This is a genomic window from Pseudomonas sp. R11F, assembly GCF_050312575.1.
Classification (GTDB): domain Bacteria; phylum Pseudomonadota; class Gammaproteobacteria; order Pseudomonadales; family Pseudomonadaceae; genus Aquipseudomonas; species Aquipseudomonas palleroniana.
This window is the reverse complement of record NZ_JBNPJU010000062.1, coordinates 21,501-35,249: the sequence shown is the minus strand read 5'-3', so window position 1 is coordinate 35,249 and position 13,749 is coordinate 21,501. Positions and strand designations below refer to the sequence as shown.

The 13,749-nt window shown below is 56.1% G+C and carries 15 protein-coding genes, 1 tRNA gene and 2 pseudogenes; 7 read left to right on the top strand and 11 right to left on the bottom strand.

The features are described 5' to 3' along the window. Positions 1-698: 698 nt before the first annotated feature. A complete protein-coding gene (locus ACQRBV_RS17460; RefSeq protein ID WP_090369857.1) occupies positions 699-899 on the bottom strand; it encodes a hypothetical protein in 201 nt (66 codons plus the stop codon). 614 nt (positions 900-1,513) lie between these two features. Here ACQRBV_RS17460 and ACQRBV_RS17455 point away from each other — a divergent pair. From ACQRBV_RS17455 to ACQRBV_RS17435, 5 genes and pseudogenes are all read left to right on the top strand, one after another. After that, a pseudogene (locus tag ACQRBV_RS17455) lies at positions 1,514-1,654 on the top strand (tyrosine-type recombinase/integrase); the annotation flags it as partial. Between the two features lie 31 nt (positions 1,655-1,685). Further along, positions 1,686-1,970, top strand: a complete 285-nt coding sequence (locus ACQRBV_RS17450; protein WP_411985055.1) for an IS66 family insertion sequence element accessory protein TnpB — start codon at positions 1,686-1,688, stop codon at positions 1,968-1,970. Next, the gene (gene tnpB, locus ACQRBV_RS17445; protein WP_411985001.1) at positions 1,967-2,302 is read left to right on the top strand and encodes an IS66 family insertion sequence element accessory protein TnpB; all 336 of its coding nucleotides are present in this window, start codon (positions 1,967-1,969) and stop codon (positions 2,300-2,302) included. Before ACQRBV_RS17450 ends, tnpB begins: the two co-directional genes overlap by 4 nt. 61 nt (positions 2,303-2,363) lie before the next feature. Beyond that, positions 2,364-3,798: pseudogene (gene tnpC / locus ACQRBV_RS17440) on the top strand (IS66 family transposase). A gap of 55 nt (positions 3,799-3,853) precedes the next feature. Beyond that, positions 3,854-4,471 (top strand): hypothetical protein, encoded by a 618-nt coding sequence (locus tag ACQRBV_RS17435; RefSeq protein ID WP_411985000.1) that lies wholly within the window; start codon positions 3,854-3,856, stop codon positions 4,469-4,471. Between the two features lie 180 nt (positions 4,472-4,651). On the opposite strand, the gene ACQRBV_RS17430 is transcribed toward ACQRBV_RS17435, so the two are convergent. The 9 genes from ACQRBV_RS17430 to thrS form a co-directional block, all read right to left on the bottom strand. After that, a tRNA-Pro gene (locus tag ACQRBV_RS17430) sits at positions 4,652-4,728 on the bottom strand. A gap of 90 nt (positions 4,729-4,818) precedes the next feature. Then, the gene (locus tag ACQRBV_RS17425) at positions 4,819-5,175 is read right to left on the bottom strand and encodes a MerR family transcriptional regulator (protein WP_003174972.1); all 357 of its coding nucleotides are present in this window, start codon (positions 5,173-5,175) and stop codon (positions 4,819-4,821) included. After that, a complete protein-coding gene (gene ihfA, locus ACQRBV_RS17420) occupies positions 5,156-5,458 on the bottom strand; it encodes an integration host factor subunit alpha (RefSeq protein WP_002553164.1) in 303 nt (100 codons plus the stop codon). The genes ACQRBV_RS17425 and ihfA overlap by 20 nt, the downstream gene beginning before the upstream one ends. Before the next feature lie 3 nt (positions 5,459-5,461). Then, positions 5,462-7,840: a phenylalanine--tRNA ligase subunit beta gene (gene pheT / locus ACQRBV_RS17415; RefSeq protein WP_161549288.1), complete on the bottom strand. Its 2,379-nt coding sequence runs from the start codon at positions 7,838-7,840 to the stop codon at positions 5,462-5,464. 26 nt (positions 7,841-7,866) lie between these two features. Next, a complete protein-coding gene (gene pheS / locus ACQRBV_RS17410) occupies positions 7,867-8,883 on the bottom strand; it encodes a phenylalanine--tRNA ligase subunit alpha (protein WP_034099107.1) in 1,017 nt (338 codons plus the stop codon). Between the two features lie 109 nt (positions 8,884-8,992). Next, a complete protein-coding gene (rplT, locus tag ACQRBV_RS17405; protein ID WP_003174975.1) occupies positions 8,993-9,349 on the bottom strand; it encodes a 50S ribosomal protein L20 in 357 nt (118 codons plus the stop codon). A gap of 30 nt (positions 9,350-9,379) precedes the next feature. Then, positions 9,380-9,574, bottom strand: a complete 195-nt coding sequence (gene rpmI, locus ACQRBV_RS17400) for a 50S ribosomal protein L35 (protein WP_002553160.1) — start codon at positions 9,572-9,574, stop codon at positions 9,380-9,382. Between the two features lie 60 nt (positions 9,575-9,634). Then, positions 9,635-10,186, bottom strand: coding sequence for a translation initiation factor IF-3 (infC, locus tag ACQRBV_RS17395; RefSeq protein WP_174554058.1), 552 nt, complete (start codon positions 10,184-10,186; stop codon positions 9,635-9,637). Next, positions 10,186-12,108, bottom strand: coding sequence for a threonine--tRNA ligase (gene thrS / locus ACQRBV_RS17390; RefSeq protein ID WP_060756900.1), 1,923 nt, complete (start codon positions 12,106-12,108; stop codon positions 10,186-10,188). Before thrS ends, infC begins: the two co-directional genes overlap by 1 nt. 365 nt (positions 12,109-12,473) lie before the next feature. Here thrS and ACQRBV_RS17385 point away from each other — a divergent pair, with 365 nt between their 5' ends. Together ACQRBV_RS17385 and ACQRBV_RS17380 are read left to right on the top strand one after the other, a co-directional pair. Continuing rightward, a complete protein-coding gene (locus tag ACQRBV_RS17385; protein ID WP_081087091.1) occupies positions 12,474-12,788 on the top strand; it encodes a hypothetical protein in 315 nt (104 codons plus the stop codon). A gap of 289 nt (positions 12,789-13,077) precedes the next feature. After that, the gene (locus ACQRBV_RS17380) at positions 13,078-13,290 is read left to right on the top strand and encodes a cold-shock protein (RefSeq protein WP_003234260.1); all 213 of its coding nucleotides are present in this window, start codon (positions 13,078-13,080) and stop codon (positions 13,288-13,290) included. Positions 13,291-13,360: 70 nt separating this feature from the next. Here ACQRBV_RS17380 and ACQRBV_RS17375 read toward each other — a convergent pair whose 3' ends face one another. After that, entirely contained in the window at positions 13,361-13,681 is a 321-nt protein-coding gene (locus ACQRBV_RS17375; protein WP_090369850.1) for an I78 family peptidase inhibitor, read from the bottom strand. Positions 13,682-13,749 lie beyond the last annotated feature (68 nt).

Here is a 13,749-nt window from a genome sequence, read left to right as displayed (position 1 = left end):
CCCAGCTTCTTAGCGCTTTTTATCATTCCTTCCGCTTGCTGCCGCTCCGACACCGAAGGATTTCGGTTGCCAGGCTGATTAACGCACTGAGTAATATCAACCACTCTGTGAGATGTGCCATGCAATGCTCCTCTGGGAATAACTCCCAACAGGTGATGCATAACGTCGGCAAATATCGTCGCCCCCCACTCCACCGCCCGGGCATGGCCCGGCAAGGACGACCCCATGCCTACAGAAAACAAAATTGAAGCTTTCCTTGCACTGTTGAGCGCGGATGACTGAGGGCCAGGATGAGGCGGTCTAAACGCGGATCAATCGACTTGCCTGGTGATCATCTATGGTAGGTATAAATCCACGACGCTTTTGCTGCTCAAGCCAAGCTCTGACCAACTCCTCATCGAAGCTCCAATCGCGAGACCTCAGCAGAATGAGCGCCGCGCTCGTGATTCGATAGTGTCCGCATTTTTGACAAATTCTTTCTTCGTAATCCTTGCCAACATCGGTTGCGAGCGCTTTTTCGCCGCAAATAAAGCATGTCATAGATCTGTCCTTAGGGATCATCTTCGAACTGTAGTCGACTCTTTAAACCTAACCACTTCCCGGGCATCGCCCGGCAAGCACATTTCGTGAAGCGGGATTACCTCAGCGGCCCCGTGACCGGCCTGCCTGACGGTTGTGAAATCTCGTTATGTGGTCTGTTAAGACTTATTCGAAATTGCCGCATCCAGAAGAAACTTCACCCACTTGGAGTGAGCAGCATCGTAACGAGCGATCGCTTGAACCCATTCGACGCCTGCCGTCTTTCGGGAGGCAACGAGCTTCATCAATTCGGCAACTGAGGCATCAATTTCGAGCAGATGTTTGTGTGATTCAAATCGCAGATCGTCATTGTTGATCATGGTCTGAGCACCTGTTGTACGAAGTGAATGCTACCAGAAATAGTTGTACAATAACCTAGACCGCGTACAACTTTTGAAAATTCCCTCCCCCTTTAAAGTCAGCCGCTATAGCAGCAAAGGAACAGTCATGTCTGAACCAGCCGGCTGCCGTAGAGCGTGACAAGGACGGCTAGTGGTATCACCCCGATATTCCAAGCTTCGGCGGTGGCGAAGACCCTACGCCATACATTCACTGGACGAAAACACAAGGCCTTGAGTTGAAGGGATGGCATATGGATAGCGATCTGGATGGCCACCCATACGAATACGGAGCGGCTCACTATAATGGCTGGAACCCCAAATCACCTGGGCCTGAGTGGTTCCTGATGGGGATCTTCGATACGGAGGACGGTCCGTACGCCCAGTGGGCGCGCCGGGTGACGCCATGATCGCCACCCTCTTGTTCGCCTACGTCTTCATCTACAGGGGCCAAGGCCATGACACAGACAATGCAGGATCAGTTCGAGCAGGCATTCAGCGACGATAACGGCAAGATGCCGGTGGCATTCATCAAACTGCAGCGCCTGGGCGACAGCTACAGCGTGCCGCGCGTTGCCCGAGCTTGGTACTGGTTCAAGCGCTCGCGGGAAACCCTGGTGGTGCTGAATAGCGTGGCCAGGTCGATCATTGAAAAGCAGCGCGGTATCAGCAAGTAATGGGTTTTCCCATACAACGGAACCGCGATGCACCGTATGAACGACTCGGCCTGGAAGAAGGGCCTATTCCAAGTACTTCAAGCCCCAAGTCATTCAAGAGTGTGCACAGCCCGGCGCTTCGATTGCCAGCGTCGCGCTCGGCCATAGCCTCAACGCAAACCTCGTCCACAAATGGATTCGGCTGCAAGCGCAGAAAAGCCCTACGCTCCCACCTGCATTTATTCCGTTACCCATGCCGCTGGCCGGGGCAAACTCCCATCCAGCATCATCGAATATCTGCGTTGAAATACAGCACCCGCGCGGCACCATCAAAGTGAACTGGCCGACTGAAAGTGCTGCCGCCTGTGCGACTTTTCTTCGAGACCTTTTGCGATGATTCGCATTGACTCCATCTGGCTCGCCACCGAACCGATGGACATGCGCGCAGGCACCGAAACGACGTTAGCCAAGGTGATCGCCGTGTTCGGTGCGGCGCAACCGCACTGTGCTTATCTGTTTGCCAACCGCCGCGCCAATCGCATGAAAGTGCTGGTGCATGAAGGCTTTGGAATATGGCTGGCGGCGCGCCGGTTGAATCGAGGCAAGTTCCATTGGCCTGGCATTCGCCATGGTTCTGAGATGGAACTGGATACCGAGCAACTTCAGGCATTGGTGCTGGGTCTGCCATGGCAACGCGCAGGTTCTGGAGGCTCGATCACACTGCTTTAACGGCTGCCATTAGTCTATCGGTCTATCGCCGCGAAGCGCCTGCTCTGGCAAAATCCGGCGCATGACTTCTTCTCCCAATCTCGACCAAATGTCCCCCGACCAACTGCGTGCTTTGGCAGCGCAGTTGCTGTCGCAAGTCGACACGATGGGCAAGAAAATCAACCGCGACCAAACGCTGATCGAGAAACTGACCCACGAGATAGCCCAGCTCAAGAGTTTGAAGTTTGCCAAGCGCAGCGAGCAGATGAATCCTGAGCAGGCCAGTTTGCTCGATGACCTGATCGATACCGATATCGCAGCGATTGAAGCAGAGCTTCAGGCCTTGCATACAGTGCCAGCGGCGACCGAGAAAAAGCAGAAACCCAAGCGCACTGCATTACCGGCTGAGTTTCCACGCACACTAATCCATCACGAACCGGACAACACTCACTGCCCATGCGGCTGCGCTCTCAAGCGCATCGGTGAGGACGTCAGCGAGAAGCTGGACTACACGCCCGGCGTGTTCACCGTCGAACGCCATGTCCGTGGCAAGTGGGTCTGCGATGACTGCAAAACGCTGATTCAGGCACCGGTTCCGGCGCAGGTTATTGATAAGGGCATCCCGACTGCGGGCCTACTTGCACACGTCATGATTGCCAAGTTTGCTGACCATCTGCCGCTTTACCGTCAGGAATCGATCTTCGGTCGAGCAGGCTTGGCGATTCCACGTTCAACATTGGCTCAATGGGTTGGCGTGATGGGCGTGCAGTTGCAGCCTCTGGGCGACGCGCTGCGCGAAGTAGTGCTTGGGCAACAAGTCATCCACGCAGATGAAACACCGGTGCAGATGCTCATGCCGGGAACAAAGAAAACCCACCGTTCTTATGTTTGGGCCTACGCCACTAGCCAGTTCTCGGACTTGGCAGCGGTGGTTTATGACTTTAGCCCCAGCCGTGCGGGAGAGCATGCTCGCAACTTCCTGCAAGACTGGAAGGGTAAATGCCACCTACAAGAGCATGCTCGCCGAGCAGGCCCTGCGCTATATCCAGTTGCTTTACGAAGTCGAGAGCGAAGTCCGCGACTTAGAACCTGGTTTACGGCGGCGAATACGGCAAGAAAAAGCCGTACCGGTGATGGATATGCTGCATGCCTGGATGATCGTCCAGCGTGATCTCGTGCCCGAAGGTTCGGCTATCAGCAGGCCGCTGGATTACAGCCTGAAACGCTGGGCAGCGCTGTCGCGATACCTCGATGACGGGGCCATACCCATAGACAACAACTGGGCAGAGAATCAAATCCGGCCATGGGCTCTTGGACGTAAGAACTGGCTCTTTGCAGGGTCGCTACGCAGAGGAAAACGGGCGGCGGCGATCATGAGTTTGATCCAATCTGCGCGGCTCAACGGGCATGATCCGTATGCTTATTTGAAAGACGTTCTTACACGCCTGCCGACGCAGCGGGCGAGCGAGATCGAGCAACTGCTGCCGCATCAGTGGGTGGCGGCAGAAACCACGTAAGCCCTGATGATTTGGGACTTGCAAGGATGGCGCAATTAACGGAGTAGTCATAACGATGATTTTGGTTGTTGAAGGAATCAGCGCCAGCGGGAAAACGACTTGGTGCGCTAAGCATGGAGGGCAACATGTCATTCCTGAAAACGGCCGTTTTGAAAACGAGCCGGATCGGATAAAAGATCCAGTCGGAGCAGCAACTTTTTGGGCAGAGCGGAACGTGGATCGCTGGCAAAAAGCGTTGGCCATGGAAGACATTTCTTCGTGGGCTTTGTGTGACAGTGATCCTCTCAAGCTCCACTACATTTGGAGCCTTTGGCAGATCGGCGAGACGAGCGAACACAACTGGCGAATAGAGTTGGACGCCACAAGAGAAACAATCGCACAAGGACGTATTGGCTTTGCTGACTGTTACATTGTTGGCCGCATAGATCCTCAGCTCGCGCGAGAGCGAGCCAAAGCAGACACCACCCGCCGACGGAGTGGATTCGAGCTGCACGTGCGTCTCCAACAAGCTCTGCTGACTTGGTACTCAGCTATGGATGAAGTGCTTCCCGGCAGAGTGCGATTCGGGTTTCCTTCAGAAATGCCAACCTTGAAAAGCCTTGATAGAAGATATGCGGTGGTGGCCTTTGATCAAATGATCGCATCGCTCCCACGACCTACTCACGGCTCTTAGCGAGACGGAGTTTTATATAGCAGTTGGAAGCAGATCGATGTGAGGGCGAAGTAAAGATGTGTTCACCATCCGCTTACTATTCTTCATCGGGTTTTGCGCCAGTTGTGCGCGGATTTTGCGCAGACACAAAAAAGCCGATCTGTATGATCGGCTTAAATGACTGATTTTACTCAGGAATAATGGTCGGGACGGAGTGATTCGAACACTCGACCCCTAGCACCCCATGCTAGTGCGCTACCGGACTGCGCTACGCCCCGACTAGGCGTGTTACTGGGTTCGCTTCGCAACGAAGCGATGAAGAATATACCGCAAGCTTTTGAAATGTGGAAGTATTTTAAAAGCCGGAATTACTTCTTCAAAACCACCAGCACATCTTCGAGTTCGGAGATCATCTGGCGGATCAGTTGCTTGTATTGGGTGGTGTCGTCTTTGGCTTCATCACCGGACATGCGCTGACGTGCGCCGCTGATGGTGAACCCCTGGTCGTACAGCAAGGCACGGATCTGTCGGATCATCAGCACGTCCTGGCGCTGATAATACCGACGGTTCCCGGTGCGTTTGACGGGGTTGAGTTGAGGAAACTCCTGCTCCCAATAGCGCAACACGTGCGGTTTTACCGCACAGAGTTCGCTGACTTCACCAATGGTGAAGTAGCGTTTGCCTGGGATGACGGGTAGCTCGTCGTTATGACTTGGTTCCAGCATAAGCCTCAACTCGGGCCTTCAACTTCTGCCCTGGACGAAAGGTGACCACACGGCGAGCCGTGATCGGGATTTCTTCTCCCGTTTTTGGATTGCGGCCAGGCCGCTGGCGTTTGTCCCGCAGGTCAAAATTGCCGAAACCGGACAGCTTGACCTGCTCATTGTCTTCCAGAGCGTGCCTGATTTCTTCAAAAAACAGCTCGACCAATTCCTTGGCCTCGCGCTTGTTCAGACCCAGCTCTTCGTACAGACGTTCCGCCATCTCAGCTTTCGTCAAAGCCCCCATACGTCACTTCCTTAACGTGGCGTTCAACCTTTGTTCGAGCGAGGTGAGGATATTTTGTGTCGTGGTATTCACCTCATCGTCATTAAGAGTGCGCGATGGATGCTGCCAGGTCAAGCCAACTGCAAGGCTTTTTCTATGCGGATCAATACCTTTACCCTGATAGACGTCAAATAGCCTGAGGTCTGTCAGCCATTCCCCTGCATTTTCACGGATTACATCCAGAACGGCAGTGGCTGCGACTTCACGGTCAGCGATCAGGGCCAGGTCGCGGCGCACTTCAGGGAAGCGCGACAACTCGCTGAATTTAGGCATTTTGCCCGAAGCCACTTCAGCCAGGACCAGCTCGAACACGAAGACCGGACGATCAAGGCCCAGGGTTTTCGACAGCTCGGGGTGAATGGCCCCCAGGAAGCCCACCAGGCGCCCTTCTCGCTCGATACGCGCGGTCTGGCCTGGGTGCAACGCCGGGTGGCTGCCTGGCACGAACGTAAAGTCGTCCAGTGCACCGGCGAAGCCCAATACCGCTTCCACATCAGCTTTAACGTCGAAGAAGTCCACGGCATCGCGGCCTTGCGCCCAGCCTTCCGGCAAGCGACTACCGCAGACGACACCGGCCAGCATCGGCTCTTGCTTCAGCCCGTCCAGTTGCCCCACAAACCGCAAGCCGCTTTCAAACATGCGCACGCGATCTTGCTGACGGTTCAGGTTGTGCGAAAGCGCTTTCACCAGACCCGGCCACAGCGACGAACGCATGGCTGCCATGTCGTTGGAGATCGGGTTTGCCAGCAGCAGCGGTTCAACACCTGGGTTGAACAGTTCGAACTGTTTCGGATCGATGAAGCTGTAGGTCACCGCCTCCTGATAACCACGGGCGACCAGCAGACGACGCAGCTCAGGCAGGTGCGCACGCGCCTCGGCCTTGGGTTGTGGCGCCAGGCGTGCTTGCGGATAACGAACCGGCAAGCGGTTGTAACCGTACAGGCGGGCCAGTTCTTCGATCAGGTCAACTTCCAGGCTGATATCGAAGCGATGGCTCGGCACTTCAACGCGCCACTGGCCTTCCCCACTCGAGGAAATGCCCAGGCCGAGGGCCGACAACAGTTGCTCGATTTCAGCGGGGTCAATGACCAGGCCAAGCATCTGTTCAACGCTTTTGGCACGCAGGGTGATCGGCGCAACAGAAGGCAGGTGCTGCTCACTGACGGTTTCAGTGATCGGACCGGCTTCGCCACCGGTGATTTCCAGCAGCAGGCCAGTAGCACGCTCCATGGCTTCACGGGCCAGCTTCCAGTCCACGCCACGCTCGTAGCGATGCGAAGCGTCGGTGTGCAGGCCGTAGGAACGCGCCTTGCCAGCGATAGCAATCTGATCGAAGAACGCGCTTTCCAGGAAAACATCGCGAGTGGTCGCAGACACGCCGCTGTGCTCGCCCCCCATCACGCCGGCAATCGCCAGGGCGCGGGAATGGTCAGCGATGACCAGGGTATCGGCGCGCAGGGCAACTTCCTGGCCGTCGAGCAGAACCAGCTTTTCGCCTTCCTCAGCCATGCGTACGCGGATACCACCGTTGATTTCGGCGAGATCGAAGGCGTGCAGCGGCTGGCCCAACTCCAGCATCACGTAGTTGGTGATGTCGACGGCAGCATCAATACTGCGCACGTCGGCACGGCGCAGACGCTCAACCATCCACAACGGGGTTGGCTTGGACAGGTCGACGTTACGAACCACACGCCCCAGGTAACGTGGGCAAGCGTTGGGCGCCAGCACTTCAATGGAGCGCACTTCGTCGTGCACTGCCGCTACCGGGGTCACAACCGGGCGCGTGACGGGTGCGTTGTACAACGCGCCGACTTCACGCGCCAGGCCCGCCAGGGACAGGCAGTCGCCACGGTTCGGAGTCAGGTCGACCTCGATGCTGGCATCTTCCAGCTCCAGGTAAACGCGGATGTCCTGGCCCACCGGCGCATCAGCCGGCAGCTCCATCAGGCCATCATTGCCCTCGCCCACCTGCAGTTCAGCCTGGGAGCACAGCATGCCGTTGGACTCGACACCGCGCAGTTTGGCCTTCTTGATCTTGAAGTCGCCGGGCAATTGAGCACCGATCATCGCGAACGGAATCTTCAGGCCCGGGCGCACATTCGGTGCCCCGCACACGACCTGGAAGGTTTCGGCGCCATTGCTGACCTGGCACACACGCAATTTATCGGCGTCGGGATGCTGCTCGGTGCTCAACACCTCGCCCACCACCACGCCGCTGAAAACACCGGCGGCCGGCGTCACACTATCGACCTCAAGGCCGGCCATCGACAGACGGGCAACCAGCTCGTCGCGATCTACCTGCGGGCTTACCCAGCCACGCAGCCATTGTTCACTGAATTTCATCCTGCTCTCCTAAAGATTCGTTACGACTAGCGAAATTGCGCGAGGAACCGCAAGTCGTTGTCGAAGAACAGACGCAAGTCGTTCACGCCGTAACGCAGCATGGCCAGACGCTCAACGCCCATGCCGAAGGCAAAGCCCGAGAACTCTTCCGGGTCGATCCCGGACATACGCAGCACGTTAGGGTGCACCATGCCGCAGCCCATCACTTCCAGCCAGCCGGTCTGCTTGCAGACGCGGCAGCCTTTGCCGCTGCACATCACGCATTCCATATCAACTTCGGCGGATGGCTCTGTGAACGGGAAGAACGAAGGACGGAAGCGCACCGCCAGCTCTTTCTCGAAGAACACCCGCAGGAACTCTTCGATAGTGCCTTTGAGGTCGGCGAAATTGATGTCGCGATCGACCAGCAGGCCTTCGACCTGGTGGAACATCGGCGAGTGGGTGATATCCGAGTCGCTACGGTACACACGGCCTGGGCAGACGATGCGGATCGGCGGTTTGTTCGCTTCCATGGTGCGGACCTGTACCGGCGAGGTATGGGTGCGCAACAGCATGTTCGCGTTGAAATAGAAGGTGTCGTGCATCGACCGGGCCGGGTGATGGCCTGGGATGTTGAGCGCCTCGAAGTTGTGATAGTCGTCTTCGACCTCAGGACCTTCGGCAATGCCGTAGCCGATATGGGTGAAGAACTGTTCGATACGTTCCAGAGTCCGGGTGATCGGATGCAGACCGCCCGAGGCCTGGCCACGGCCAGGCAAGGTTACGTCAATGGACTCGGCCGCGAGCTTGGCTGCAAGGTCAGCCTCTTCGAGCGACGCCTTGCGCGCATTGAGAACCTCTGTGACACGCTCCTTGGCGACGTTGATCAGCGCACCGACTTGTGGGCGCTCTTCAGCCGGCAAATTTCCCAGGGTCTTCATCACCTGAGTCAATTCACCCTTCTTGCCAAGGTAGTGAACCCGGATTTGCTCCAGGGCATTGATATCTTCAGCGCTTTGCACAGCCTCAAGAGCTTGAGCGACGAGCGCGTCCAGGTTTTCCATGTACAGACTCCAGATACAAAATAGGGGAAGAGCTTGAAGGCTCTTCCCCTATTTAAGACGTTTACCACCTTGGGCTGCAGGAGCAGCCCAGGGTGACTGTCGGGGGTACTTAAGCCAAGGTGGCTTTAGCTTTCTCGACAATCGCAGCAAACACCGCTTTTTCGTTCACGGCCAGTTCAGCCAGAACCTTACGGTCGATTTCGATGGACGCTTTTTTCAGGCCAGCGATGAAACGGCTGTAGGACAGACCGTTAACACGAGCACCAGCATTGATACGAGCGATCCACAGAGCGCGGAACTGACGTTTTTTCTGACGACGGTCACGGTAGGCGTATTGGCCTGCCTTGATTACCGCTTGCTTGGCAACACGGAATACGCGTGAACGCGCGCCGTAGTAGCCTTTAGCAAGTTTCAGAATTTTTTTGTGACGCTTACGGGCAATGACGCCACGCTTTACACGAGCCATGAGTTACTTCCTCTATTCTTGATCCAAAAATTAACGAAGGCGCAGCATGCGCTCGACTTTTGCCACGTCAGACGGATGCAGCAAGCTGCTACCGCGCAGTTGACGCTTACGCTTGGTCGACATTTTGGTCAGGATGTGGCTCTTGAAAGCGTGCTTGTGCTTGATACCGTTAGCAGTTTTCAGAAACCGCTTAGCAGCACCACTTTTAGTCTTCATCTTTGGCATGTTCGGATACTCCGCATTCAGTTGATAAACATAATCAGAAGGCCTGCCGTGCCCTGTTGATTACTTCTTCTTTTTCGGGGCGATGACCATGATCAGCTGGCGTCCTTCCATCTTAGGATGCTGTTCGACCGAACCGTACTCGAGCAGGTCTTGTTCAACCCGCTTGAGGAGTTCCATCCCCAGCTCCTGGTGGGCCATCTCACGGCCGCGGAATCGCAAGGATACCTTGGCCCTGTCCCCATCACTCAGGAAACGTACCAGGTTGCGCAGTTTTACCTGGTAATCCCCTTCCTCCGTCCCTGGACGAAACTTGATTTCTTTTACTTGAATCTGCTTCTGGTTCTTCTTCGCCGCAGCAATCTGCTTCTTCTTTTCGAAGATCGACTTGCCGTAGTCCATCACCCGGCAAACAGGCGGGACTGCGTCGGCGGAGATTTCCACCAGGTCCAATTTGGACTCTTCAGCGATACGAAGCGCTTCATCAATCGAGACGATGCCAATCTGCTCGCCGTCAGCGCCAATTAACCGAACCTCGCGTGCCGAGATATTCTCGTTGATCGGGGCTTTCGGTGCAGCTCGTTTATCTTGTCTCATTTCACGCTTAATAATAATTACTCCGAATCTGGGCGACCACGCCGGGAAACCGCTTGCGCGAGGAACTCAGCGAACTGGGCGACGGGCATCGAGCCCAGGTCAGCACCTTCACGAGTACGCACAGCGACAGTCTGCATCTCGACTTCCCTGTCTCCAATAACCAAAAGATAGGGAACCTTGAGCAAGGTATGCTCGCGGATTTTAAAGCCGATCTTTTCATTTCTCAAGTCGGACTTGGCACGAAACCCGCTTTCGTTGAGAGTTTTTTCAACTTCAGCGGCAAAATCTGCCTGTTTATCAGTGATATTCATGATCACTGCCTGGGTCGGAGCAAGCCACGCCGGGAACGCACCCTCGTAGTGCTCGATCAGGATCCCGACGAACCGTTCGAACGAACCGAGGATCGCTCGGTGCAACATAACCGGGTGTTTACGGCTGTTGTCTTCGGAGACGTATTCGGCGCCCAGACGGATCGGCAGGTTAAAATCGAGCTGCAGGGTACCACACTGCCAGACGCGACCAAGGCAATCTTTCAGCGAGAACTCGATCTTCGGACCGTAGAACGCGCCCTCACCCGGCTGCAGATCGTACGCAAGCCCCGCACTGTCGAGCGCTGCGGCCAGTGCCGACTCTGCGCGATCCCACAGCTCGTCGGAACCGACGCGTTTTTCCGGACGAGTGGACAGCTTCATCTCGACTTCGGTAAAGCCGAAGTCGCGATAAACGTCCATGGTCAGCTTGATGAACGCGGCGGATTCGGCCTGCATCTGTTCTTCGGTGCAGAAGATATGCGCGTCATCCTGGGTGAAGCCGCGCACACGCATGATGCCGTGCAGCGCACCCGAAGGCTCGTTACGGTGGCAGGCACCAAACTCCGCCAGGCGCATCGGCAGCTCGCGGTAGCTCTTCAGGCCCTGGTTGAACACCTGCACGTGGCAAGGGCAGTTCATCGGCTTGATGGCGTAGTCGCGGTTTTCCGACTGGGTGGTGAACATGTTGTCGGCATAGTTGGCCCAGTGCCCGGATTTCTCCCACAGGCTGCGATCAACCACCTGAGGCGTCTTGATCTCCAGGTATCCGTTTTCGCGCTGGACCTTGCGCATGTACTGTTCAAGCACCTGATACAGAGTCCAGCCGTTCGGGTGCCAGAACACCATGCCCGGCGCTTCTTCCTGGAGGTGGAACAGGTTCAGGCGCTTGCCGATCTTGCGGTGATCGCGTTTTTCGGCTTCTTCGATGCGCTGGATGTAGGCTGCCAGCTGCTTCTTGTCAGCCCACGCAGTGCCGTAGATCCGCTGCAGCTGCTCGTTCTTCGCATCACCACGCCAGTAGGCGCCGGACAACTTGGTCAGCTTGAACGACTTCAGGAAGCGCGTGTTCGGCACATGCGGACCACGGCACATGTCGACGTATTCTTCGTGGTAGTACAGGCCCATGGCCTGCTCGTCCGGCATGTCTTCGACCAGGCGCAGCTTGTAGTCTTCGCCACGGGCAGTGAACACGTCGATCACTTCGGCGCGCGGCGTGACCTTTTTGATCACGTCGTAATCTTTTTCAATCAGCGCATGCATGCGCTGCTCGATGGCCGCGAGGTCGTCCGGAGTAAAAGGACGCTCGTAGGCGATATCGTAATAGAAGCCTTCGTCGATGACCGGGCCGATGACCATCTTCGCGGTCGGATACAGTTGCTTGACCGCATGGCCAATCAAGTGTGCGCAAGAGTGGCGAATGATCTCCAGCCCCTCTTGATCCTTGGGCGTGATGATCTGCAGGCTGGCATCGCGGGTGATCAGGTCGCTGGCGTCAACCAGCTTGCCGTCGACCTTGCCGGCCACGGTGGCCTTGGCAAGGCCCGCACCAATGGATGCGGCGACCTCGGCTACGGAAACCGAATGATCGAATGAACGTTGACTGCCGTCGGGAAGAGTAATAGTTGGCATGGCGCCTCCTCTCCTAGTGGTGACCCCTACCAAAGGTCACGTGGGTTGGGATGAGCCAGTACAAGATCCAACACCAGGCCGTTCAGTGATGAACGCCTGCCTTACAGCGGCAGGAGCCTTTCGGCCAACCGATAATCGAACCAGAGTGACTGGAGTGAGCTAAAAAGACATGGCGAGGCGGCAAATGGCGCGCCTTGGAATAGCCAGGAGGCGGATGCTAGCACAGATGAACGGTCATCGTGCTGGCGCCTCTTCATGCAATAGCAAATTCCAGGCTTTATGGTCGCGAAAGTGAACTTGAGCTGTACGCTACCCCTCAAACCCACTGAGAATTGCCGTTCGTCCTCAAACCCCAGGAGCATTTCATGATGCGTTTTACCTCCAGCCTCGCCCTAGCTGCCTCCCTGACCCTCCTTTCGCTCGGTGCGCAGGCAGCAGCCCCCTCGAACTGGCCAGCGGGCGCACGGGACAGCTTTATTAATGACTGCAGCGCGGCAGCCAGCCAGAACGTGGATGCCAAAACCGCAAAGACTCACTGCGAATGCGGCGCTGACAAGATCAACGCCGAATTGAGCACCGCCGAAATCAAGGAACTCATGACTAACCAGAACGCCAGCCCGGAGCTTAAAAACAAAGCCGTCGCGGCTATTTCGTCCTGCAAAGTCGTGAAGAAAAAGTAAGATTTTCCATTGGCACCACTGCTTTGCCCTGGGAAAAACAGCCCAAAAACTGCCATTTCTCACAAAATACGCAGCTTTTACGGCTTTTTTTATCAGTTGATATTTCGAGCCAAAGCCCCGTAGATCGGGGCTTTCAGCCGATCCAAACCCGCAATGCAGCGCTATTGATGAGCAAACAGTGCCTTGGGGGGGCTCCCAAGTCGAACATTTCGACTATGATAGCTCGGTGTGCCCAGTTGGCCTGAGCAGCACAGTACTACTGAAAATATATGTTTCTTGGAGATACACCATGTCTAATCGCCAAACCGGCACCGTTAAATGGTTCAACGATGAAAAAGGCTTCGGCTTCATCACTCCTCAAGGTGGCGGTGACGACCTGTTCGTACACTTCAAAGCTATCGAAAGCGACGGTTTCAAAAGCCTGAAAGAAGGCCAAACCGTTTCCTTCGTGGCTGAGAAAGGCCAAAAGGGTATGCAAGCTGCACAAGTTCGCGGCGAGTAATTCCCCGCTGAGCTAAAAAAACCCCGTCCATGTGACGGGGTTTTTTATGGGCGCTACAAAAGAGGCGCTATCAGCCGCAATTGACCCGCGTGATCACCAGGTTGTCGTCGGTGTTCAGGTTCAAGCGGTCGGAGCGATACTCCAGCGTGATCATATCGTTGGGCTTGAGGATACGTGCGTTCTGCGCGCCGGCACGCGTACGCGCCTGCTCCAGCAGTTGCGGCGAGGCTTTCTGGCCGATCGCGAACTCGGCGGCCTTCGACTCACAGCGACTATGACCGGCATCGGTCACGGTGGCATCTTTGCCTGGCTCAGAGGCACCCGGGGTGCTGCAACCCGCCAACGCGAGTGCTGCCAACAAAGTACCGAATGATGCGAGCTTCCAAGGCATGAAGCCTCCTATGATAAAAAATGGACAGAGATCGTGCGACAGCAGTCAAGGCGATTGGTTTCAAGACG